Genomic DNA, 23508 nt, shown 5'->3' with positions numbered 1-23508 from the left:
ATCACTGGTTCGGCTGCCCGATAAAGCGGCTGGTTTCGACCAGCCGTTCGCCGCCGGCGTTGACGGAGTCCAGATGAAACGCCATATCAGTCACGCCACGATCAACTGCCTCCGGTACCGCAGTCACCGATACTGGAATTTCACGCCATTCGCCCGCACCCACGACGATGTTCTGAGGTCCGATCAGGCTCAGTCCGTCCATGCCACTGACACGTAACTGGAAGGTCTGACTATCCTGACTTTTGTTGAGCACTTTCAGAATATAGCTGTTCTCAATATTCCCCTGTCCATCGAACCGGAACAGTCCCCTGTCTTTGACCACGTCAAACTCGACCATGGGCCTGGCCATCATCGCCAAGGAGAAGATGGCAATAAACGACACCAGCAGAGCGCCGTATCCCAGTAACCTTGGGCGTAGGATTCTCAGTCGTCCGCCTTCAAGTTCCCTCTCACTGGTATAACGGATAAGGCCCGGAGCGTAGTCCATTTTGTCCATGATGGAATCGCAGGCATCAATACAGGCCGCGCACCCGATGCATTCCATCTGCAGGCCATCGCGGATATCGATGCCGGTTGGGCAGACCTGAACGCACATCTGGCAATCGATGCAATCACCGAGGCCTTCAGCCTTATAATCCGAGCCAGCTTTGCGGCCACCCCGGCTCTCCCCCCTCTGGGCATCGTAGCTGATGACCAGGGAATCCCTGTCCAGCATGGAGGACTGAAAGCGCCCATAAGGACACATGTGCAGGCAGACTTTTTCGCGAAGCCAGCCGGCATTGAGGTAGGTGGCGGCGGTAAAGAAGAACACCCAGAATGCGGCCATGCCAGTGACCTGCAGGGTGAACAGATCCGAAACCAGTTCCCGGATGGGGGCAAAGTAGCCAACGAACGTCACTGCCGTTGCCAAGCTGATTACCAGCCACATTCCGTGCTTTAACGCCCGCTTGTGGATCTTCGACAGTGACAAGGGCGCCTTGTCCAGATTTTTGCGTTGGTTTCGGTCACCTTCTGCCACCCTTTCGGCCCACATGAATACCCACATCCAGACACTTTGTGGACAGGTGTAGCCACACCATACGCGACCGGCAACGACCGTTATGAAGAACAGTCCGAAGGCGCAAATGAGCAGGATAGCGGACAGAAGTATCAGGTCCTGGGGCCAGAAGGTGCTGCCAAAGATATGAAACTGTTTTTCGGACAAATCCCACAACACCGCCTGCCGGTCGCCCCAGGACAACCACACGGTACCGAAAAACAGGGTAAACAGAAGTGTTCCGCCGGCAATTCTCAAGCGTCTGAAAAAGCCCTGGAACTTACGGGTGTGGATTTTGCCGTTGTCATCAGGCCCTACGGCAAGGTTACGGACAGGAATGGCGTTACTCAACGGATACTCTCCCCGACAATCATTGGACTGTCAGGGAGAGTAATGCTCAGCACCCAATGGGCACAGGCTCAATTAATATAATCTTGATGGGTACAGATATGCAGGCACAGTCAGACGTTTCTACTCGTTGTGCAGTAAACCGGGTAATTGCCGGAGAGCGTCCATTCGGGATTCGTTCCAGGGATGGGCGAAGCTTATTCTCAGGCAGTTTTCGAACTGGCCAGAGACCGAAAACAGCGGGCCCGGCGTGATGATGATGCCGTGCTTCAGGGCATTCGGGTATGCCGCCAGTGTGTCGACCGTCTCCGACAACTCCACCCAGACGGTGAGGCCACCTTGCGGGGTACTGACCCGTACCTCCCCGGGCCAGGTATGGAGCGACGCAATCAATCTGTCCCTGTTAACCCTCAGTTCATGGCGCTGACGGCGAAGGTGGGAGGTGAAACTGCCATCGGCCATGTAGTCCGCCACGCCCTGCTGGAGGTACCGGCTGCTGGCCAGTTGGGTAACCAGCTTCAGGTGAAGGATCTTGTCGTGCCAACGCGCACCGGATATCCAGCCAAGTCGCAAATCCCGGGACAGGGATTTGGAGAAAGAGCTGCACAGGATAACCCGATCCTCAACATCCATGGCCTTCAGCGGATCAGGAGAACGACCAAGTGCCGTATCTCCATAGATATCGTCTTCGATCACCGCGAGGTCATGCCGTTCCGCCAACGAAAGCAGGCGATTTTTGGCTGACTCCGGCATCAACGCACCTCCCGGTGTCGAAAACGAAGGCGATACAATACAGGCTCTTACCTTCCAACGCTCAAGTACTTCCTCAAGGCTGTCCATGTCCATGCCCGTCTCCATGGACGTGGGCACTTCCACCACTTTAAGGCCAAGCTGTTCCAGAAGTTGCAAGGCACCATAAAATCCCGGGGATTCGACAGCGACCACATCCCCACGCTCACAGGATGCCATCAGCGCCAGGAACAGGGCATGTTGGCAACCTGAGGTGATGCAAAGCTGTTCCGGTGAGGCAGTCCACCCTCGCCTGGCATGATGGAGCGCCAACTGCTCCCGCAAGCCGTCAAACCCTGCAGGCTTATCGTAATACTGGAAGTCTTCGCCCTTCTGGCGTCTCAGTGCCCGGCCTATCGAACGGTTCAGAGTCACTATGCCTGGCGGAAGGTCGCCACTGTGAAGGTCCGGCAGTAAATCAAACGCCGCACTACGGCCCATGATATCCAGCAGCAGATCGCTGACATTTACCGGGCGTGGGGCTTCTATCCGGGCACGACTAACCGGCTTCTTCACTTCATCCGGCCGCAAGGAAACAAAATAGCCAGCTTTAGGGCGAGCCTCGATCAGGCCCTGGGTCTCCAGTCGCTGCAGGGCGTGCTGAACCGTTGCCTTGGACAATTTCTGTTCGGCACACAGTGTTCGGATCGAAGGAAGGCGCTCTCCCAACCGCCAGCGCTGCTCCAGGATTCCCTTCAATAACCAGCCTTCCAGTTGCTGATAGCGGTACTCGTCAGTCATTTATGGCCCTTACCCTGTCCTGATGCATCGGCAACTTCATACACCTGCACCTATTTGTAAAGCCTTCATCAAAAGCCGGTTTCGACCCGTCTTTATACGGAAGATGAGTTGCTCATTGCTATCGCCGAACTAAACTAAAATCAACTCAACAGACAGATCAAGCCGTCCTGTCAGAACACAAAAAGGCCGGAGGCTTGATCGCATGAAACTGCAAAAGCTACTGCAGATCGCCTGCTTACCAATACTTTTCGGAACCGCCCTGACCTCAGATGAAGCATTTTCGGCCGAGGCCGATGGCAAGACCTTTCCCGATCGTGGAATGATCCAGCTGGGGGCCTTGTTTGTCTTCGACTCAGACACGACAGTCTCCGCGAGCGGCGCAACAGCTGGCATTGGCACAACCATTGACTTCGCGAATGATCTTGATGGAGATTCCACCATTACCACACCGTCATTCGAGACCTATTATCGCTTCAATAGCCGGCACCGGCTGGAGCTGGCAGCTTTCCAGCTTGAACGTGATGGCAGCCGAGTGATCACGCGGGAAATCACCTTTCGGGATCGGACGTTCTCCCGCAGTGTCGAGATCGACAGCTCTATTAATAACGATATCTACAAACTTGCGTACGCCTACAGTTTTTATCATGTAGATAGAGTGGAGCTGGCGGTATCTGCGGGTTTCAACGTACTGGACTATGAGGTTCGGCTGGCCTCATCTGCGGGAGATTTCGTGGAAACGGCGTCGACCACCGCGCCCATGCCGGTTTTCGGTTTCAGGATGGATTACGCGGTAACACCACGCTTAACGGCCCGATTCCGAACTGACAGCTTCTACTTCGACTTCGAAGACAAAATCCGTGGCTCCCTGCTCGAACTTCAGGTTGGCGCCGAGTACCGCTTGATGCGGAATTTCGCGCTGGGTGCCTCACTATCACGATTGGCCATTGCGGTTGACGTAGATGACGACGATTTCGATGGACGTGTGGACGACCTCTACCGGGGCGCACGGATATACGGATCGTTTTACTTCTAGTGGGCCGGACTGTTTCCCGTTAGGTTGATCGTGCCAACCCAACCCGCTCAAGCGAGCCTCGATGGCCGCAGCGGAGCCCTCATCGCTTTTAAATGAGTTCAGCCCCTAGATTTGATGGAGGTCATGACGGGGCAATGTCACTTGATTCAATCTAAAAAGAAGTCGAGTAATCGTTGGACGCAGTCGTGTCTCAGGGAGAATTCGCCGGTTTCTTAGCCTTTGAGTGACTCAAGGGTTCGAGCTGACGAAAACACCAGCAAACGACAAAGGACTTCGTGATGAAAAGGCTTCTCCCAGCCCTGCTCCTGTTATCCTTGTTTGCGGTCGCTGCCGAGTCGTCGCCTGGTGGCGCGGAGCTCGTCGATGGTATGGAAAACACCCTCTGGGGCGATTCCAATCATGGCCGTTTTACCATGCGCATCGAAACCGAATACTGGACGCGGGAGCTGGACCTGGAAGCCTGGATGGATCGGCCAGAGAACACTCTGATCCGCATCCACGCGCCCAAGAAAGAAGCCGGCATCGGCTCGCTGCGCATCAAGGCTGCCATGTGGAACTACCTGCCCAAGGTGGATCGCACCATCAAGATCCCGCCCTCGATGATGCTCCAGCCCTGGATGGGCTCCAACTTCAGCAATGACGACCTGGTCAAGGAGAGTTCGTTCGTCAACGACTACAGCCACGAAATCACCGGCAGCGAAGAGCAGGACGGGGTGACCGTCTACCACGTGCGCTCTACTCCCAAGCCGGACGCGCCGGTCGTGTGGAGCCGTTTGGAATTCAAAATCCGCGAGGACCATATACCCGTAGCCGTGACTTACTTCGGCGAGCGGGATCAGGCGGTCAAGGAAATGACCTACAGCGCCATCGAGACCGTAGGCGGGCGCCGCATTCCCACCCGCTGGACCATGGTGGAGACCGACGACGCCAAATCCCGCACCGTGATCGAGATCGAGTCCATCGAGTTTAACGTGCCCCTGGAGGACGACCTCTTCTCCCTGCGCCGCCTGCGCAATCCACAGTGAGGACACGTCATGGCGATTGTGAATGTGGAAAAAACCTCGCGCATCTACCGTCAGGACAGCGTGGCGGTCAAAGCGCTTGATGACGTTTCCGTGGCGATCGAGGCCGGCGAATTCACTACCCTGGTGGGGCCGTCCGGTTCCGGCAAGACCACCCTGCTCAACCAGATCGGTGCCCTGGATGAACCCACCTCCGGCCGCATCCAGATCGATGGCCAGGAGATTACCGGCCTCAACCGCAGGAAGCGTACCGCGTTGCGATTGTGGAAGATCGGTTTCGTGTTCCAGGAATACAACCTGATCGGCGTGCTTTCGGCCCAGGAAAACGTGGAATACGTGTTGATGCTGCGCGGCGTGCCGTTCCGCGAGCGACGCGAAAAGGCTCGGCAGATATTGGCAGAGGTCGGTCTGGAGGGGATGGAAGGTCGTCTGCCCAACGAACTGTCTGGAGGCCAGCAGCAGCGGGTGGCGGTGGCCCGGGCCATTGTCAGCCAGCCGGCCATTGTTCTGGCCGACGAGCCCACCGCCAACCTCGACTCCAGAACCGGCGCCGCCCTGCTGGACATGATGAGGCGGATGAATGACGAGCACGGCGTTACCTTTGTCTTCTCGACCCATGATCCCATGGTGATGGAGCGGGCCCGCCGGGTGGTGCACCTCAAGGACGGGCGCATCGAACGCGAGGAGCACCGGTCATGATGGCCTGGCTGCGATTGGCCCTGGGCAACCTGCGCGCCAACCGCCGCCGCACCGGCATCACCCTGCTCTCCCTGACCGTCGGCGTGGCCGGGCTGGTGTTCCTGTGGGCCTTTATCGACGGCATCAATGCCCAGATGATCAACAACATGACCGGCTACGTGACCGGCGACCTTAAGGTGCACAAGCGCGGCTTCCACGACGAGCGGGAAATGAACATCGCTCTCCCGCAGCAATGGCAGCTGACAGAGGCTGTCGCCGATCTCCCCGGCGTGGACGCCGCCACGCCCCGGGTCACCGGCCACGCGCTGGCCAGTCTCGCCGACCAGTCCCGGGCCCTGCAGGTAATGGGGGTGGCGCCCGAGCAGGAGCGCTCCGTCACGCGGCTGGACCGATCCATCGTCCAGGGCCGCTATCTGCAATCCGGTAACGAAATCGTCCTTGGCACGGGCGCCGCCCGGGCACTGGAGGTGGCCCTGGACGACGAACTGGCCCTGGTGGTGCAGGCAGCGGACGGTTCCATTGGCGCCGACCGCTTCCGGGTGGTGGGTCTGTTTGAAACCGGCGTGAAACGCATAGACGGCGGTGTGGCCCAGATCCCTCTTGATGCAGCCCAGTCCCTGTATGCCTTTTGGGGCCGGGTAACGGAGGTCGCCGCCCGGGTGGACGACCCCGACCTCCTTAAGGGTGTCGTGGCAACCCTGGAGACACAGTTGGGCGAGCGTGGTGTGGAAGTCCTCGACTGGCCCGCCCTGATGCCGTCGCTGATGCAAATGGTCGATTTTCACAACGCGGTGACCTACATCGTTATCTTCGTGGTGTTTGTGGTTGTGGCGGCCGGTATCGTCAACACCATCCTGATGTCTGTGATGGAGCGCGGCCGGGAGTTCGGGGTGATGATGGCTTTGGGCACCTCCGGGTCGCGGATTGTGCAACTGGTGCTGATGGAAACCACCCTGCTGGCCCTGGTGGGCTATGCCCTTGGCCTGCTCCTGGGCCTGGCCGTGACCACCTATTACGCCAGCCACGGCCTCGACTTCACCGCCTACATCCAGGCCATGGACACCATGCCGGGGCTGAGCGGTATCGTTTATCCCACCACCAGTCCCGTCCGTTGGCTGATCATTGGCGTGGTGGTGATCATTGTGGCCCTACTGGCCGCCGTTGTGCCGGCCTGGATTGCCAGCCGTCATACGCCCCTGGAAGCCATGGATGCCCATCGCAGCGCCAGCAACCGTCTGCGCCGCGTCCATGCCGAGGTCACCGCCAACAATCGTCTCCTGATTTTTGCCCAGATGGCGCTGCGCTCGGTGTTCCGCAACCCGCGCCGTTCCCTGATCACCGCGTCGGCTACCGCGTTCGGGCTCGCCGCCTATCTGTTCCTGTACGGTTTCACCGATGGTTTCTTCGAGCAGATGATCCGCAACTCCACCCAGCAGTTGAGTGGCCATGTGCAGGTGATGCAGCGGGGCCATGATGTCGACCTGTCCCCGGCCCTGCGTATCTCCGATACCGCCTCCCGCGTAAAGGCGCTGGTGCAGCAGCCCAACGTCGAAGCCGTCGCCCCGCGGGTGCACGTCAAGGCCATGGTTGCCAATCCCAAGACCAGCCGCCCGGTGGAGGTGGTGGGTGTGGATCCGGAGCGGGAACAACAGGTGACCCGATTGGCGAATTACATCGTTGAAGGCCATTACGTGGAGCCGGCCGGCGACGGCATCGTGATCGGCCAGAAACTGTCAGACGAACTGGACGCCCGTCTGGGCGACAAGCTGGTCGTCACCGTCCAGCAGGCCAGCGGAGACCTCGCCTCCAGCGCTTACCCGATTGCCGGCATCTACCGCACCGGTAGCGACCTGTTCGACAGTGAGTACGTCTTCACGAGCCTCACCAAGGCCCGGACTCTGCTCAGTTTCCAGCCGGACCAGGCCTCGCGTATCGCCCTTCGGTTGCAGGACCGCAGCCAAAGCACACCTCTGGCCCGGGACCTTAACCGCACCCTGCCTGATGATTTGGTGGCCCAGGACTGGGAAACCCTGTTACCCATAGTGATGCAAATGATCGACATGACCCGGATCGACTTTTACCTGATCCTGTCGGTGGTGTTCGTCGTGGTTGCGATCGGTGTCATGAACACCATGGTGATGTCGGTGATGGAGCGCACCCGTGAGCTGGGTGTGATGCTGGCGTTGGGAACGCGCGGCTCCCAGGTGGTGCTGACCATCCTCTTTGAGGCGCTGTTTCTGGCGCTACTGGGCATGGCCGCCGGCAGTGTGGTCGGAACACTGATCGTGGCCTGGTATAACCGCAGGGGGATCGACCTCTCGGCCGTCGCTCATTCATTTGAAGCCGTTCCCGGAGTCACGGACGTGATTTACCCGGTGCTCATCTTCGACCACGTCTGGCTGCCTGGTCTGCTGCTTTTCATCTGCTCCGTTCTGGTGGCCCTGTACCCGGCGCGACGGGCATCAAGACTGGATCCGGTGGAGGCGATTCGCCATGGTTAAGCGCACCTGCGCTGCAATCGCGGTGAGCCTGATGCTGGCGCCGCCCGCCGGGGCCGACTTCAGCCATTCCGGCTCCCTCAAGAACCTCACTGTGGGTTCGCGTTCGCTGGTGGACGACGATCCGTATGTGTCGAACCTCACCCGTCTGCGCCTGGAACCCCGCTATCGCCAGGGCGACTGGACCCTGGAGGCGGCCTACGATGTGGAACTGGTTACCGGCAGCTTCCTCGACAGCCCCGAATTCGCCCTGCTCAAGGACGCCCCGGATCCACGCTATTGGGACCTGCAGGGCGAGCTGACCGAATCCGGCGATCTTGTGGCCCGCCACCAGTTGTACCGGGGCACGGTGCAGTGGCGTTCACCGGCGGGGGATTGGCGTTTCGGACGGCAGCAGGTGAACTGGTCCACGGCGCTGATCTGGAACCCCATGGATATCCTCAACCCGGTGAGCCCCCTTCAACTGGAACCGGATGAGCGCATCGGCGTCGATGCCCTGCTCTGGGATATGCCCTGGGGCGCCCTGGGCCGGATCAGTGCCGTGCATGCCCCGCAACATGAGGACGACGAGGCCAGCACCGCCGCCCGGGTCAAGCGCTTCGTGGCCGGTGTGGATGCCAGTGTGATGGCCGGAACCTTCACGGATGTCACCAAGGCTGGTATCGGCGGCAGCGGTTCACTGGCCGGCACCGGCTGGCGCATGGAAGCGGTGTGGAGCGGGCCCGACGAGGAAGCCAGCTACTGGCAGGCGGTGGCGGATCTCAACTGGTCGTTCCGTAACGGTGTCAATCTTGCCCTGGAATACTTCTACAACGGCCGGCCCGCGCCCGATCCGGGACTGTCTTTCAGCCGCCTGGCCGCCGGGGAGCCCCAATACGCGGACCGCCACTACACCGGCCTCCTGGTTTGGCAGGACATCAATCCGTTCTGGCAGTACCGAGTGGTCGCGATCCGCAATGCCGACGACCACAGCTGGGTGTTTTATCCCCGCTCCACCTGGGCACTGCCGATACCCATGGAGGTGTATCTGACAGCGGGCGTGCAGCTGTTTGGCGGCAATGACAACAGTGAATACGGGGCCCTCAACAACCTGGGTTTGTTGGAAGCCCAGTGGTTTTTTTGATGGGCGGGCGAGGCTTTTTCGGGGGAAATTGCGCCACGTAAGCTGACTTGCCCTCTTGTTCCATGGACCTGCGATTGGAACACTAACCCTGTCAAACACGACAGGTGTACAACCCCATGAAGGAGGCGTGACGGTCATGAACATTGAGATTCCAATTGTCAGTGCTTTTGTTGACGGCAATTCTGGTGGGAATCCGGCGGGCATTGTTCTGAACGCAGACCGGTTCAGCGCAAGCCAAAAACAAAAGATTGCAGCCGCTGTCGGTTTGTCCGAAACGGCGTTTGTGTCTCCATCCGATTCAGCCGATCTAAAGCTGGAGTTCTTTACGCCAACGCAGCAGATCGCCCACTGCGGGCACGCGACCATCGCGACCTTCAGCTATCTGCGTCAAAACGGTTTGCTGGCAAACGATCAGTCATCCAAGGAGACGATTGATGGGAACAGATCAATCAAGATGGAAGGCGACGTTGCGTTCATGGAGCAAAAGGCGCCTGTCTATACGCCGCTCAGCGAACCTGATCTTCATTTGACTCTACAGGCACTGGGGTTAGCGCAATCAGATCTCATTGATGGCACCGAACCAACAATCGTGAACACGGGCAACAGCTTTGTACTGGTCGGCATTCGCGACGTCGAGACGATGAAAGCCCTTCAACCTGATTTTTCAATGATCGAGAGGCTGAGCAAGGCGCTGGATCTGATCGGGTTCTACGTTTTTTGCCTGGACGGCGTCGCTGATGGACGGGACGCCGGGACCCGGATGTTCGCCCCTCGGTATGGAATACGCGAGGAGTCCGCAACCGGCATGGCGGCTGGTCCTCTTGCGTGCTATCTGCACGATACACTTGGCGTAGAAAAAACGGAATTTGCCATAGAGCAGGGTCGCTGGATGCCCTCGCCCTCTCCCAGTGTGCTGACTGTGCGGCTCCAAATTGACCACAACGGCAGGATCCAAGGTCTATACGCCGGCGGAAGAGGTGCCGTGCGAGAGAAGAAAACCATCGTCATTTAACGCAGGCAGCCGATGTGAGTGCGTATTTTTTAGCGTTCGTTGTTCAAAATTTTTGCCTATTTTCTGAAAGGTGATGGCCCAACCTTTTGCCTACCGTCGCACAAAACCATCGGCTAGATTTATTGAACCAAGCCCACCTCGACATAACTCACTTAAAACGTCACAGGAGGCACGACCATGAGCAATCTCACCCGATCCCTGGCACTCGAATGCACCGTCGCCCCATCCTGTGGTGCCGTGGAGCTCTTGATTCAGCCCAGAGAAAAGGATCTCGGTGGGTTCTCCGTGCGACGGGTCCTGCCGACGAAGGAACGCCAGATGGTCGGCCCCTGGATTTTCTTTGACCACATGGGGCCAGCGCAGTTTAAAGCCGGTGACGGCATCAACGTACGACCTCACCCCCACATCAACCTGGCGACAGTGACTTATCTGTTCGAGGGTGAGATCCTCCACCGGGACTCTCTGGGTAACCTGCAGGCCATCAGGCCCGGCGACATTAATTTGATGGTGGCCGGCAAGGGTATCGTCCACTCCGAACGGGAGCGTCCCGAAGTAACCGCCTCTGATCATACATTGCACGGGCTTCAGCTCTGGCTGGCGTTGCCCGAGACGAAAGAGGAAATCGACCCCGCGTTCACGCACTATCCCAGCGAAATGATTCCGGCCAAGGAGGTCGACGGCGTTCCCGTACGGGTCATTATGGGCAGCGCTTATGGCCTGACCTCCCCCGTCGATGTCTTTGCAGACACCCTGTACATCGAAGCCCATTTGCAACAAGGGCAGACGCTCACCCTGCCCCACGCCGAGGAACGTGCCCTGTATGTCGCTCAAGGCTCGCTGGGCGCACGGGACGTCGACATTCCGCAATTTACTATGGCGGTTTTGGGGCCCGACCACGGTGTCCAAATCCTGGCGAAAGAAGAAACCCGAATTGCCCTGATAGGCGGCGAACCGTTCTCGCCCCGGCATATGGAATGGAACTTTGTGTCCAGCCGGGCGGAACGAATCGAACAGGCCAAATCGGACTGGAAGGCTGGTCGATTCCCGGTCGTTCCCGGCGACGAAACGGAATTTATTCCGTTGCCGGACTAGGCGCGGGCTTTCTCAACGCTGATGATATTGCCGGCACGCAGCTGCACTCGACTTTCTGAGGGCCAAGGTCAGGCCCTGCACCGGTCTTAGCAGCCGGTCTTCATGGGAGGCAAAAAGCATAATATATCTCCGGAGGGCACGGTTACCCGCGCAAACCTGTTGATTCAGTTTGATCCTCTGCTCGTTCGCCTAGCGGGGCCGACCATGGGCTACACTGAATAGGCGCAATCCATTTATCCTGCCTGGCTGCAAAGGGCCCAATGACCCCGCCTGGAAGGTGTTTGCAAAGCCTTTCCGTAAACAAAGGTGTCCTCAGTCAGATTGATCAGCTTGAAATAGCTAGAGAGAAAACCAATGCGTGTACTCAGGCCCCTGCTGCTTTTTATTGCATGCACTCTCGCACTCCTCAATGCCGCCATGGCGCAGGCGCCCTCGGAAACGAATGTAGCTCCAGTGAACTACCAGGCTCTGGCGAACCCTCAGATCTCGATTAAGGAACTCGCCCATCGCGTCGTGCCCATGACAAAAGAGCAGCTCAAACCCCTCGCGCTTGCCTGGCAAACTATTGTTCAAGCCGAAACCCTGAAAATCTCCGATGAGAAAGTCCGCCTGAATCTGAATCCGGAAGCGGCTACCAAGGAAGCTATTCAGGGCGTCATAGACATGGTGGAAGCACGAATGGAAGTGTTCGAGCGCTACTCACTGGTGGTGGATGCTTTCGAAAGTAAAGGTGGAGATCCTGCTCTGGTCACCGAATTACGTACCTACCGTGATTCGATTCTGTTCAATGAAACTGTCCTGGCAAATCCCCGCATCTTGTTTATGGCCATTCTTAACTGGGCGACCCGAAGTGATGGCGGAATATCCATACTGAAGGACCTAGGAATTGCCCTGATGGCTTTACTGGGGCTGCTGGCACTTGCCCGAACGGCTGGCGGAGCCGCCCGCAAATGGATTGGAAGGGTTCCAACCATCTCAAAGCTTCTGGAACGGTTTCTTGTTGGTGTGGTTTTCTGGCTGGTTCTTACGATTGGTATCCTGGTTGTCCTGGCCAGCCTCGGTGTCAGGATCGCGCCTCTTTTCGCAATGATTGGGGGCGCATCCTTTATTCTGGCGTTCGCGCTGCAGGATACACTGGGGAATCTCGCCAGTGGCATTATGATTATGGTTAACAATCCGTTCGACGAAGGCGACTACGTTCAGATTGGTGGTGTTTCGGGTACGGTCAAGTCTGTGAGCATCGTTGCAACAACGGTTGCCACCCCGGACAATCAAGTGATCATAATCCCCAATCAAAACGTGTGGGGGAATATAATTACCAATGTGACGGCCAGTACCACTCGACGGGTCGATCTGGTCTTCGGAATTTCCTACGAGGATTCCATTCCCAACGCGCTTGAGGTCATGGAGCGCGTTGTGAGAAACCATCCCGCGGTCCTGAGGGATCCCGAACCGGTCTTACGGGTTCACCAGCTCTCTGACAGTTCGGTTAACCTTGTCTGTCGCCCCTGGGTGAAAACAAAGGACTACTGGAACGTCTACTGGGATCTGACCCATCAGATGAAAGAGGCTTTCGATGCCGCCGGGATCTCGATACCCTACCCGCAGCGCGACATTCACATGAAAAGCTGAGCCTCTTCACGCCCCAAAGAAATCTCACAGGCGCCCGACGAATGCAAAACGCCGGGCGCTATTAATGAAAGTCGCTGGCGGGTCAGCGAGCTCCACTCGTTTCCTTTAGCTTGTCGACAATGCCCTGCAAGTTGAACGATCCGGGCTTCTGGCTCGGCGGATAGTCGATGAAGCTCTGAGAGAAACGGGCGGCGGCCGCCTGCATCGGAACCAGGATGAATGCATGATCCAGGAACCAGTCGTTGTAGGTGTTGGAGTTGTGTTGCGCCTTCTCGAACGGGTCGCGTCGGAGGTTGAAAAGCAACGGAACCCGCAGCTCAGTGAACGGCTCTCGCCAGACCTCGAATGCCACACCCCGGTTTTCAAAGAACACACCTTTCCAGTCTCCCAAACGGATGGCGACCACCTGACCGTCATCATTGAAGTACCAGAATTCCTTGCGAGGCGACGCGGCGATATCGTCGTTAATCGACTCGAAGCTGCCCGCCTTTGACAGATACTCGGTCAGGTCGTACCCGTCGAGGTGGTTTTTATACTCACGGCCGATAGCCTCATAGCCGTCGAGCAGGTCCTCCTTGAGATCGTCTTTACCGGCGACTGCGGCGAACGTGGGCATCCAGTCTTCATGGGCGACCAGACCGTTGATTGTGGTGCCCGCAGGGAATTTACCGGGCCAGCGTACAAAGGCGGGAACGCGGTAGGCGCCTTCCCAGTTCGAGTTTTTCTCACTGCGGAACGGCGTGGTGCCGGCATCTGGCCAGGTATTGTAATGAGGGCCGTTGTCCGTTGAATAGAACACGATCGTGTTATCGGCGATGCCAAGCTCGTCAAGATGATCGAGCAGTTCGCCGACTTGCATGTCGTGCTCAACCATTCCGTCATGGTACTCATTGCCGCTTGCGCCGCTAAGGCCCGTGTGTTCTTCCTTCACGTGTGTGCGGAAGTGCATGCGTGTGGCGTTCCACCACGCGAAAAAGGGCTTGCCTTCCTCGTGTTGCCGTTCGATAAAGTCCTTCGCGGCTTCCAGCGTCTCTTCGTCAATGGTTTCCATGCGTTTTTTGGTGAGCGGACCGGTGTTTTCTATGGTTTGCGTACCGTCATCGTTAGCCGTCGCTTTAATCACGCCGCGAGGCCCCCACTTCTCTCTGAACGTCTCGCCGCCCGGTAGCACGTAATCACCAGGATAATCGCGATGCTCCGGCTCTTCCTCGGCGTTCAGGTGGTAGAGGTTGCCGAAGAACTCGTCAAAACCGTGGTTGGTGGGAAGATGTTCATCCCGGTCCCCAAAGTGGTTCTTGCCAAATTGGCCGGTCGCATAGCCGAGTGATTTCATCACCGCCGCGATAGTAATGTCGGATTCCTGCCAGCCTTCCTGAGCGCCTGGCAATCCGACCTTGGTCATGCCGGTACGTACCGGAACGGTGCCACCGACGAAAGCGGCGCGGCCGGCAGTACAGGATTGCTGGCCGTAATAGTCTGTGAAGGCCACGCCTTCTTCAGCAATACGGTCTATGTTGGGTGTTTTGTAGGCCATCATGCCCCGGTTATTGTGACTGATGTTCCAGGTGCCAATGTCATCACCCCAGATGACGAGGATGTTCGGCTTATCGCCGCTCTCCTGAGCAAATACCCCGGCAGGGGCCAGCAGGCACCCCGTCAGTAGTAATAAGGTTGACGTCCTCATAGTTTCACTCTCCATGTTGATTGGGCGCTGGTAGGAACACTGCAATGCGCGGACTGTGATAATTCAGGTGGGCGGGCGATGCGGGCAATGCTGCGCCCAAAGACGCCGGGGCACATTGGGTGAGCCCCGGTGTACGTTCAGGGAAATGCGGTAACTCAGCAGGAAAGTTGCTTACGGCCATGCGATAGGCTCCATGCCCTTACGCGTCAGAGTTAATCAAACTCTGCAATTTCCATGACCATTACATCTTCAATCGCGGAAAACAGCTGCAAATAGAGTGGATGATTATTCGCACATTCAGTTTAGATCGCGAGACGATTTATTCCATATACGACCTGACTTCTCTTTCAGCCCACCTCGGCCCGGGTGATTCCGAGCTTACTGTTGATGGCATCTCGGATCTCCCGATACCGATCCGGTTCGTGGATCAAGATTTCCAGGTCATCCTCAGGAAAGATCTCTTTCAGTTTCCGCCTGGCGTCGTCTTTTGACACGATCGCAGGGAGCAGTTGCTCCAGGCAGCGCAACATAACCTCCGGGGAGACGGATGCCCCCGGTGAGGCGCCGAGCAGGGTCCCGTACGTTTTGTCACTGGATACAAGAATCTCGGTGCCCATCTGGAGATCCCCATCCTTGATGATTTGCACACGCTGGCCCGCTTCAACCGGTTTCCAGTTGAACTTTTTGCTCATGCCGGGCGCAAAGTTTTCCAGCTCCTCGAACATGCTTTTCTCACCTTTGAAGGTCTCTGACACCAGATACTTCACCAGCGGAAAATGCTCCAGGGCAACGTTCAGCAAGCCAGGAATATCGTGCAGGCGCATGGAGCGAAGGTAGTCCAGGAATCCCCGGCCCTTCTCGAGCACAGGCTTGAAGGAAGCGAACGGGCCAAACAGCAGGTAGTGCTGACCGTCCGCAACCCGGAGGTCCAGGTGCGGAACCGACATGGGTGGCGCCCCCACTGCCGCCTTGCCATAGGTTTTGGCCCGGTATTGCTTGGCCTGTTCCTCGGTAATGGGGGCCTGAAGAAATCGCCCGCCTACCGGGAAGCCCGTAAACCGGGCGCGGAACGGCAGATGGCTCTTTTTGAGGATGGGAAATGCCCCACCACCGGCGCCCACAAATAGCACGTCAGCTCGGTGCTGAACCGGTGCCCCGTTCTTCTCCGTTTCCACAAGCCAGCTTCCGGCCGGGCTACGGTGCACGCGCTTCACATGGGTGCCGTATTCAATCTTGACACCCAGTTCGTTCACGGCGTACTTGGCCATTTGCTCGGTTAAGGCACCGAAATTGACATCCGTGCCGGTTTCGATGACGGTCGCGGCCATTTTTTCATGGCGCGGGCGCCCTTCCATCAGGTACGGAATCCAGCTCTGTATCTCGTCAAAATCGTCCGAAAAACGCATCTGTTCGAAAAAGTGGTGAGCGGACATCTCCTTGAACCGCAATCTGAGCAACTCAATATCCGATTCAGAAACGATGGTGCAATGCTTGGTCTGGTTGATGAAGGTTTTGGGATCCTTGATCGCACCCTTGTCGATCAGGTAGGCCCAGAATTGCTTGGCGACATTGAACTGGGCATGAATTTTCAATGCCTTCTCGACCGAAATCACTTCTTCATCAACGGGGGTGTAGTTCAGCTCGCAATTCGCCTCGTGCCCGGTACCGGCGTTGTTAAAGACCCAGGAATTACCTGCGCCGGGGCGCTCCAACCGCTCCAGAATGGTAATGTCCAGTTCGGGAGCCAGCTCCTTCGCCAGTGTGGCAAATGTGGTGCCCATAATCCCTGCGCCAATAATGATTACATTCATGAGGTCTGCTCACCCGTTCCAAGTCGTTAAATTCAAGCCGTTTTACTTCCTTGAACCTACCATGATTCCGTTGCGTACTGAAAACCGCCAGGCCAACTGACCGTTACGACCTAGGCGCCCGTCTCTCTGATTTGCCGGTACAGGCTGTGACTCCAAAGCCCGCTGAACGCCCTGAGCAAGCCCAGACGCGAATCCGCCAGATCGAACTGGGCATTCAGATGAGCTCGCTGAGCTGCGATCCATTCCCGATTGGCGTCAAGATAATCCAGGTAGCCAATAGCGCCCTCCCGGTAGAGGGATTCCGAGGTATTGAAGGCGACTCGTGAAGCCTCCAGAGCCCGGGCGCTGGCCCGCTCGGACTGCTCCGTCCGTGAAAAGCGATCGGCGACCACCCTCGCCTGCCCGACCGCCTCTACCACGGTCTTACGGTAGGCAACGTACTGCGCCTCGGTGCGGGCTTCCTGAACCTCGACCTGTTTCAGCAGGGCCGGATAGCTGAGCACCGCCCAGGAAATTCTCGGGATTGCGCTCAAGGTATCCTCAAAGCCGTCGCCCACACCCTCGATGTTGCTGAATCCGGCAAACCCTTCCACCGTCACCTGGGGATACAGATCCGACACCGCCGCCTCGGAGAGCGCAGCCGCCTGCGCCAGGCTCGCCAGTGCGGCGGCAATATCCGCGCGTGACTGAAGAGCCAGGCCGGGCTCGTCACCGACCGGCAATGCACGCGCCTGCTTCAGGGTAGCCGGCGCTGCCGTGAGGCTGAGGTCATCCGGATCCTGGCCAAGCAGAACCGCAAGGCTGGCTCGGGTGCGGAACTGATTGTTCCGGGCAACCGGCAGCAGGACACGCTGTTGATGATAGAGTGTCTCAGCCCGGGCCAGATCCAGGCGCGGTGACAGCCCCGCTTCCACACGGTTTCTGACCAGTTTCAGGCTTGCGTCCAGCGCTTCAAGATCCGATTCAATCAGGGCGACCTGCTGCCGCGACGACTCCCAGCGGAGGTAGGCCTGAATTACCCCAACCGTCACCTCTTTCAACGCGGCCCGGTCCAGTGCCTCGGCACTGGCTACTCCGGCTTCGCGGGCATCAATCACGGAGCGAATTCGTCCGAACAGGTCCAGCTCCCAGGTAATCTGGGCCCCCGCTCGTGCGGACTCCAACCGCTCGTCATCCCGATCGGTGACGCTGTACTCTCCAACTCCGCCTCCTTGAGGCAGGCGTTCCGATTCGCTGACGCCCAGTTGCGCCAATGCCTCCTGAAGGCGTCGATCGGTTGCCTGGAGGTCAAGGTTGACCAGGTGTGCCTGCTCAACCAGTCGGTTCAACTGGGCGTCGTTCAGCGTTTCCCACCAGCGAGTCTGTTCGTTGGTCGTTGAGGATGCCTCGAACCTCAACCCGGCGAGGTAATCCTGGGTGTGGGCCACCTTGGCATCGTAGTTGGGCGCGCTGGCACAGCCGGCCAGCACCAGAAGGCTGACAAGGCCAGCCCATAACCTCGTATTCCTCATGCTGTGCGTTCCTCGTCAAGGGTAGTTTGCAGAGCCGCCTGTTTCCTCGCGCGGGTGACCGCGGCATAAAAGACCGGAGTGAACAGCAACCCGAAAACGGTGACACCGATCATGCCGGAGAAAACGGCGACGCCCATCGCATGGCGCATTTCCGAGCCTGCCCCGCTGGCGAGCACCAGTGGCACAACACCGGCGGTAAACGCGATGGACGTCATCAGAATCGGACGCAACCGCAGGCGACACGCTTCGATAATCGCCTCCAGGTGGGACTTGCCCTGGTGATTCAGGTCCCGTGCGAATTCCACCATCAGAATCGCGTTTTTACTGGCAAGGGCGACCAGGACGATCAACCCGATCTGGGTAAAGATGTTGTTGTCGCCACCTGTGAGGGACACACCCAGCAAGGCTGAAAGCAACGTCATGGGCACGATCAGTATGATGGCGAACGGCAGCCGCAGGCTTTCGTATTGGGCTGCGAGCACAATAAACACCAATAGCACGACCAACGGAAACACATACGCCATGGTGTTGCCGGCCAGAACCTGTTGGTAGGTTACTTCCGTCCATTCGTATTCCATGCCCTCTGGCAGTGTGTCGGCCAGGACCTGTTCAATGGCCAGGCGGGCTTGCTCCGAACTGAACCCCGGAGCCGGACTGCCGTTCAATTCCGCGCTGGGATAGCCGTTGTAATGCATGACCCGATCCGGGCCGGTGGTCGGCACTGCGTTCATGACGGCACCAAGGGGCACCATGTCGCCCCGGGCATTGCGGACCTTCAGGTTCAGGATATCCTCCGGGTCCAACCGGTTATCCGCTTCCGCCTGGGCCATCACCTGGTAGGTGCTGCCAAACAGGTTCACGTCGTTCACATACACCGAGCCGAGGTAGGTTTGCAGGGTGCTGAACACCGATTCGATCGGAATACCCTGAAGAATCGCCTGCTCCCGGTCGATCTCCAGATCCAGCTGCGGCACCTGCACCCGGAAACTGGAGTACAAACCCACCAGGGCCGGATGCTGTCGGGCATTGGCGATCACCGATTGCAGGGTGTCGAACAGGGCCTCGAACCCTTTGCTGCCACGGTCTTCAATCTGAAGCTTGAAGCCACCCGTCGTCCCCAGGCCGAGAATTGGAGGCGGCGGAAACACGGCAACGAAGGCCTCATCAATCCCGGCGAATTGCCCATTCAGCTTGCCTGCAATGGCCCCCGCCGAGAGTTCCGCGCTTTCGCGCTCTGAAAAGTCCGCGAGCGGAACGAAAACAATGGCGCTGTTGGGGCTGTTGGTAAACCCGTTCACCGACAGGCCCGGGAACGCTACGGTGTTTTCCACGCCGTCGGTTGCCAGAGCAATGTCCTCCATCTCCCGGACGACGTCGGTGGTCCGGTCGAGGCTGGCCGCATCGGGCAACTGGGCGACGGCAACAAGGTACTGCTTGTCCTGGGCCGGAATGAATCCGCCCGGGACCTGATTGAAAAGGTGCCCTGAAAACGCCGTCAGTCCCACGTAGATCACGCCCACGATGGCGCCATAGCGAATGAGCTTCTTCACTAACTGCTCATACGCCGCCCCACTGGCATCAAACAAACGGTTGAATGGCCGGAACAGGAACCGACCGAACACCCGGTTCAGCCCCCGGGTCAGCCGATCCGGCTTTTCGTGCTCTCCTTTCAGGAGCAACGCGGACAACGCGGGTGACAGGGTCAGCGAATTGAAGGCAGAGATCAGCGTCGAAATCGTGATCGTCAGGGCAAACTGCTTGTAGAACTGGCCGGAAAGCCCGGTAATGAAGGCGGTGGGAATGAAGACCGCACACAGCACCAGGGCGATGGCAATGATGGGCCCGGTCACCTCCGTCATCGCCACTTTCGTGGCTTCCCTGGGCGACAGGCCCTTGTGAATGTTCCGTTCCACGTTCTCAACGACCACGATCGCGTCGTCCACGACAATGCCGATCGCCAGCACCATGCCGAACAGCGACAAGGTATTGATGGACACCCCTAACCACTGCATCACCGCAAAGGTGCCGATCAGGGAAACGGGAACGGCGACCAGCGGAATAATGGAGGCGCGCCAGGTCTGAAGGAACAGGATCACCACCAGGACCACAAGCGCGATGGCCTCAAGCAACGTGGTGATGACCGCATCGATCGAGCCCCGAACGAACACCGTTGGGTCATAGACGATGTCGTAGGTTACCCCCTGGGGAAAGTCTTCCGAGACTTCAGCCATGGCCGCCCTGACCTGATCAGACAGCTCAATGGCATTGGAACCCGGGCGCTGGAAAATCGGCATGGCCACCGCGGATTGGCCATTGAGCATGGCCCGCAACGCATAGGTATTCTGGCCGAGCTCAACGCGCGCCACGTCGCTCAGACGGGTCACTGCGCCTTCCTCACCGACCTTGATGATGATGTCCCGGAATTCTTCCAGTGTGGACAGCCGGCCTCGAACATTCAGCAAGACCTGAAACTGGCTTTCATTGGGTGAAGGCTGCGCGCCCAGTGAACCCGCCGCAACCTGCTGGTTCTGGCTGCGGATAGCCCCAACCACGTCTGATGCATTCAGGTTTCGGGACGCCAGCTCGTCGGGCTGCAGCCATACCCTCACGGCGTATTCACCGCCGCCGAACAACTGGACGTCGCCGACGCCTCCCAGACGGGCGATCTGATCCTTGACGTTCAGTTCCGCATAGTTTGCCAGGTACTTGATATCACGGGATTCATCCGGCGAATAAAGGTGAACCACCATCGCCAGGTTGGGCGAGGATTTCTCGGTAACCACACCCAGTCGTTGCACTTCTTCCGGCAGTCGCGGCAATGCGCTGTTCACCCGGTTCTGTACCTGCACCTGGGCTTTGTCCAGATCGGTTCCCAGTGCAAACGTGACCGTCAGGGTCATCCGGCCATCCGACGTGGCCTGGGACGACATATACAGCATGTTCTCGGTACCGTTGATCTCATCTTCCAACGGTGAGGCAACGGTTTCGCCAATCACCTTCGGATTGGCGCCCGGATAATTCGCAGTCACCACCACGGTGGGTGGCACCACTTCCGGGTACTCACTCACCGGCAGCTGGAACAGGGAGATTCCGCCGCCGATCAGGATAATCAGGGAAAGCATGGCCGCAAAGATCGGCCGATCAATGAAGAAATGGGCAAATTTCATGGTTTCTCCGATTATCGGGGAATCGCGGCGGTTTGGGGATCGTCCAACGACTGTTTATTCAGGGTAAGCTGCAAGCCCTCGGTATCCAGATCGACCTCCACGGGCTGGATGGCCATACCCGGTCCGATCTTGGCGGTGCCATTGACCACAACGTTCAGGCCCTTCTCAAGCCCTTCTTCAATAACCCGGTACTCGCCAAAACGTTCGCCCGGCGTTACCGGCGTATAGGTGGCCTGGTTGTTGTCGTTGACGGTCAGGACAAACTTGTTCTCCAGGTCGGTGGCAATTGCACGGTCTGGCACCAGCACCTTGGCGCTGGCCTTCGCTACAGCCAGTCGTACGCGGGCAAAGGCACCCGGCAACAACTGCCCCTCGTTATCCGGCAACACCGCCCGGATTCGAAGAGTGCCCGACCCCTGCTCGATCTCGTTGTCGACGAAATCAATCACACCGCGATGGGGATACCCTTGCTCGCCAATGAGCTGAACCACGACTGGCGCGCTGATCGCGTTTTCCCGCTTGCCGTAGTAGCGGTACCACGTGCGCTCCTCCATGTTGAAATAGGCGTAGCGTTTCTGATCCGACGAGATGTTGGTGAGCAGGCTCTGATGGGCAGACACAGTGTTGCCGGCCGTAATTTCGGCGCGGGAAATCGTCCCGGAGATCGGGGCACGGATGGACGCGTAGCTGAGATCAAGCTCTGCCTGGGCAAGGCGGGCCTTAATGGAACCGACATCCGCCCGGCGCTGCTGGGCCGCCGATTCACGCAGTTCGGCCTGTTCCCTTGAGATTGCCTGCTGCTGAATCAGGCGCTCGGCACGCTCGTATTCATTCTGGGCCTGGCGAAATGCCGCTTCTGCGCTGACAAGCTCGGCTTGAAGTTGATCCACACGTGCCGCAAGGTGCCGCTTATCCAGCGAGATCAGCAGGTCGCCTTCCTGAACGGATTGTCCCTCCACAAAATGAACCTTCTCCACCACGCCGGAGATACGGGGGCGAAGGGAGACCTGCTCGGGCGCCTCAATGCGGGTGGTGTAGGTTTTCCACGGCTGGACCTCGAAGGCTTCGGCCTTCACCACCTCGATGGATGGCGCCTGATTCTGGGGTTGTTGGGTATCGGCACTTCCGGGGCTTTCACAGCCGGCCAGTAACAGGGCCGACATAGCGGTCAGGAGGAGTAGTCTTGTCTTCATGGGGAACCTCTGAGCTGTGCATCAGTGAACGAGGAATCCATGAAAGGGCGGATGTAGCGGTGGGCCTCCCCCGCCTCTCTCATGAGTTGCGACTGAGGCCATTATTTCGGGGAGAGGCGATGACGAATAATTGAGAACCGGCATTTATAACATCATTGAAAATGATGTTTCAGGCAGCTGCACCTATAAAGCTGGAGTGGCGTTCCTTGAGCAGGTCTTCAATAAGCTCCCGAATCCACACGATTCCGGGGTCGCGGTCGTGCCGGGCGTGCCACATCAGATAGAGGCTGGTGGGATCCAGTTCAAACGGCAAGGGCGAAATCGAAAGGTCGTCCCTGAATTCCTCGCACCCGACCAGTATATCCGGCACTGCACAAATCAGGTCCGTTCGTTTAAGTAAGCTCGGCACCGTCACGAATTCGTTGACCGTCACTGCGACACGGCGACTGAGGCCTTTCTGGTCAAGATACGAATCAACAAATCCGTGGGCATCGCCGGACAGAGACACCAGAAGGTGCCGGGCGTTTAGAAAATCGTCCAGACTGACCGGCTTGCCTGCCAGGGGGTGGTCAGACCGCATCGCCAGCTGGTAGCCGCCCTGGAACAGCCAGATACTTCGCAAGCTGTGGTCATGCTGGGTGATCAGGCCAATGGCAAGGTCCACATTGGCCTCACGGAGATCCGCGTAGGTTCCTTCAGGAGTGTAAGGCACAGCGTGTAAGTCGACGCCCGGCGCCTCCCGTTCCAGAACTTCGGCCAGTTCTCCCCAGATCATATCCGTAATGATATCGCTGACCGCAATGCGGAAAGTGCGCTTGGCCTGAGAGGGATCAAACGTCGTTGAGCTGACGGCGGTCGAAAGATCGTAGATCGGCCCCCGAATTCGGTCCCACAGGCTGAATGCATAGGAGGTCGGCTCGATCTGGCGCCCCTTCCGGACAAACAGCGGGTCATTCCAGACCTGACGCATCCGGGAGATCGCATTCGATACGGCCGGCTGCGTCATTGCCAGTCTGTCCGCCGCGCGGGTAACCGAGCGTTCCGTCATGATCGCATCGAATACGTACAGCAGATGCAATTCCTGGTTTTTCATCGAGCAGTTATTCCCCGATCTGTA

General features: G+C 58.2%; 16 protein-coding genes. 8 read left to right on the top strand and 8 right to left on the bottom strand.

The window, feature by feature from the left end:
- Position 1: 1 nt before the first annotated feature.
- The gene (ccoG, locus tag KXD86_RS01740) at positions 2 to 1387 is read right to left on the bottom strand and encodes a cytochrome c oxidase accessory protein CcoG (protein ID WP_218634370.1); all 1386 of its coding nucleotides are present in this window, start codon (positions 1385 to 1387) and stop codon (positions 2 to 4) included.
- 120 nt (positions 1388 to 1507) lie between these two features.
- Positions 1508 to 2914, bottom strand: a complete 1407-nt coding sequence (locus KXD86_RS01735; protein ID WP_218634369.1) for an aminotransferase-like domain-containing protein — start codon at positions 2912 to 2914, stop codon at positions 1508 to 1510.
- A gap of 202 nt (positions 2915 to 3116) precedes the next feature.
- Between KXD86_RS01735 and KXD86_RS01730 the strand changes: the two genes are divergently transcribed.
- From KXD86_RS01730 to KXD86_RS01695, 8 genes are all read left to right on the top strand, one after another.
- Entirely contained in the window at positions 3117 to 3947 is an 831-nt protein-coding gene (locus tag KXD86_RS01730) for a hypothetical protein (RefSeq protein ID WP_218634368.1), read from the top strand.
- A gap of 278 nt (positions 3948 to 4225) precedes the next feature.
- The gene (locus KXD86_RS01725) at positions 4226 to 4972 is read left to right on the top strand and encodes an outer membrane lipoprotein-sorting protein (protein ID WP_218634367.1); all 747 of its coding nucleotides are present in this window, start codon (positions 4226 to 4228) and stop codon (positions 4970 to 4972) included.
- Positions 4973 to 4981: 9 nt separating this feature from the next.
- Positions 4982 to 5668, top strand: a complete 687-nt coding sequence (locus KXD86_RS01720; protein WP_218634366.1) for an ABC transporter ATP-binding protein — start codon at positions 4982 to 4984, stop codon at positions 5666 to 5668.
- Positions 5665 to 8169 (top strand): FtsX-like permease family protein, encoded by a 2505-nt coding sequence (locus tag KXD86_RS01715; RefSeq protein WP_218634365.1) that lies wholly within the window; start codon positions 5665 to 5667, stop codon positions 8167 to 8169. The genes KXD86_RS01720 and KXD86_RS01715 overlap by 4 nt, the downstream gene beginning before the upstream one ends.
- Positions 8162 to 9289, top strand: a complete 1128-nt coding sequence (locus KXD86_RS01710) for a hypothetical protein (RefSeq protein WP_218634364.1) — start codon at positions 8162 to 8164, stop codon at positions 9287 to 9289. The genes KXD86_RS01715 and KXD86_RS01710 overlap by 8 nt, the downstream gene beginning before the upstream one ends.
- A 136-nt stretch (positions 9290 to 9425) precedes the next feature.
- Positions 9426 to 10301, top strand: a complete 876-nt coding sequence (locus KXD86_RS01705; RefSeq protein WP_218634363.1) for a PhzF family protein — start codon at positions 9426 to 9428, stop codon at positions 10299 to 10301.
- 177 nt (positions 10302 to 10478) lie between these two features.
- A complete protein-coding gene (locus KXD86_RS01700) occupies positions 10479 to 11393 on the top strand; it encodes a pirin family protein (RefSeq protein ID WP_218634362.1) in 915 nt (304 codons plus the stop codon).
- A gap of 354 nt (positions 11394 to 11747) precedes the next feature.
- Positions 11748 to 13025, top strand: coding sequence for a mechanosensitive ion channel family protein (locus KXD86_RS01695; protein WP_218634361.1), 1278 nt, complete (start codon positions 11748 to 11750; stop codon positions 13023 to 13025).
- Positions 13026 to 13107: 82 nt separating this feature from the next.
- On the opposite strand, the gene KXD86_RS01690 is transcribed toward KXD86_RS01695, so the two are convergent.
- From KXD86_RS01690 to KXD86_RS01665, 6 genes are all read right to left on the bottom strand, one after another.
- Positions 13108 to 14709, bottom strand: coding sequence for an arylsulfatase (locus KXD86_RS01690; RefSeq protein WP_218634360.1), 1602 nt, complete (start codon positions 14707 to 14709; stop codon positions 13108 to 13110).
- 347 nt (positions 14710 to 15056) lie between these two features.
- On the bottom strand, positions 15057 to 16520 hold the full coding sequence (locus KXD86_RS01685; protein ID WP_218634359.1) for a malate:quinone oxidoreductase: 1464 nt from the start codon (positions 16518 to 16520) through the stop codon (positions 15057 to 15059).
- Positions 16521 to 16630: 110 nt separating this feature from the next.
- Positions 16631 to 18031, bottom strand: a complete 1401-nt coding sequence (locus KXD86_RS01680) for a TolC family protein (RefSeq protein WP_218634358.1) — start codon at positions 18029 to 18031, stop codon at positions 16631 to 16633.
- Positions 18028 to 21198 carry an efflux RND transporter permease subunit gene (locus KXD86_RS01675; protein ID WP_218634357.1) on the bottom strand — a complete coding sequence of 1057 codons (3171 nt, stop codon included), beginning with the start codon at positions 21196 to 21198 and terminating at the stop codon, positions 18028 to 18030. Before KXD86_RS01675 ends, KXD86_RS01680 begins: the two co-directional genes overlap by 4 nt.
- An 11-nt stretch (positions 21199 to 21209) precedes the next feature.
- On the bottom strand, positions 21210 to 22391 hold the full coding sequence (locus tag KXD86_RS01670) for an efflux RND transporter periplasmic adaptor subunit (protein WP_218634356.1): 1182 nt from the start codon (positions 22389 to 22391) through the stop codon (positions 21210 to 21212).
- Positions 22392 to 22560: 169 nt separating this feature from the next.
- Positions 22561 to 23484: a LysR family transcriptional regulator gene (locus KXD86_RS01665; RefSeq protein ID WP_218634355.1), complete on the bottom strand. Its 924-nt coding sequence runs from the start codon at positions 23482 to 23484 to the stop codon at positions 22561 to 22563.
- Positions 23485 to 23508 lie beyond the last annotated feature (24 nt).

Source organism: Marinobacter arenosus (assembly GCF_019264345.1).
Taxonomy (GTDB): domain Bacteria; phylum Pseudomonadota; class Gammaproteobacteria; order Pseudomonadales; family Oleiphilaceae; genus Marinobacter; species Marinobacter arenosus.
This window is presented reverse-complemented; position numbering and strand designations above follow the sequence as displayed.

What these genes read in the sequence shown, in the direction of transcription:
- KXD86_RS01735 (WP_218634369.1), bottom strand. Translation starts at nt 2,914, where the DNA reads ATGACTGACGAGTACCGCTATCAGCAACTGGAAGGCTGGTTATTGAAG.
- KXD86_RS01730 (WP_218634368.1), top strand. Translation starts at nt 3,117, where the DNA reads ATGAAACTGCAAAAGCTACTGCAGATCGCCTGCTTACCAATACTTTTC.
- KXD86_RS01725 (WP_218634367.1), top strand. Translation starts at nt 4,226, where the DNA reads ATGAAAAGGCTTCTCCCAGCCCTGCTCCTGTTATCCTTGTTTGCGGTC.
- KXD86_RS01720 (WP_218634366.1), top strand. Translation starts at nt 4,982, where the DNA reads ATGGCGATTGTGAATGTGGAAAAAACCTCGCGCATCTACCGTCAGGAC.
- KXD86_RS01715 (WP_218634365.1), top strand. Translation starts at nt 5,665, where the DNA reads ATGATGGCCTGGCTGCGATTGGCCCTGGGCAACCTGCGCGCCAACCGC.
- KXD86_RS01710 (WP_218634364.1), top strand. Translation starts at nt 8,162, where the DNA reads ATGGTTAAGCGCACCTGCGCTGCAATCGCGGTGAGCCTGATGCTGGCG.
- KXD86_RS01705 (WP_218634363.1), top strand. Translation starts at nt 9,426, where the DNA reads ATGAACATTGAGATTCCAATTGTCAGTGCTTTTGTTGACGGCAATTCT.
- KXD86_RS01700 (WP_218634362.1), top strand. Translation starts at nt 10,479, where the DNA reads ATGAGCAATCTCACCCGATCCCTGGCACTCGAATGCACCGTCGCCCCA.
- KXD86_RS01695 (WP_218634361.1), top strand. Translation starts at nt 11,748, where the DNA reads ATGCGTGTACTCAGGCCCCTGCTGCTTTTTATTGCATGCACTCTCGCA.
- KXD86_RS01690 (WP_218634360.1), bottom strand. Translation starts at nt 14,709, where the DNA reads ATGAGGACGTCAACCTTATTACTACTGACGGGGTGCCTGCTGGCCCCT.
- KXD86_RS01685 (WP_218634359.1), bottom strand. Translation starts at nt 16,520, where the DNA reads ATGAATGTAATCATTATTGGCGCAGGGATTATGGGCACCACATTTGCC.
- KXD86_RS01680 (WP_218634358.1), bottom strand. Translation starts at nt 18,031, where the DNA reads ATGAGGAATACGAGGTTATGGGCTGGCCTTGTCAGCCTTCTGGTGCTG.
- KXD86_RS01675 (WP_218634357.1), bottom strand. Translation starts at nt 21,198, where the DNA reads ATGAAATTTGCCCATTTCTTCATTGATCGGCCGATCTTTGCGGCCATG.
- KXD86_RS01670 (WP_218634356.1), bottom strand. Translation starts at nt 22,391, where the DNA reads ATGAAGACAAGACTACTCCTCCTGACCGCTATGTCGGCCCTGTTACTG.
- KXD86_RS01665 (WP_218634355.1), bottom strand. Translation starts at nt 23,484, where the DNA reads ATGAAAAACCAGGAATTGCATCTGCTGTACGTATTCGATGCGATCATG.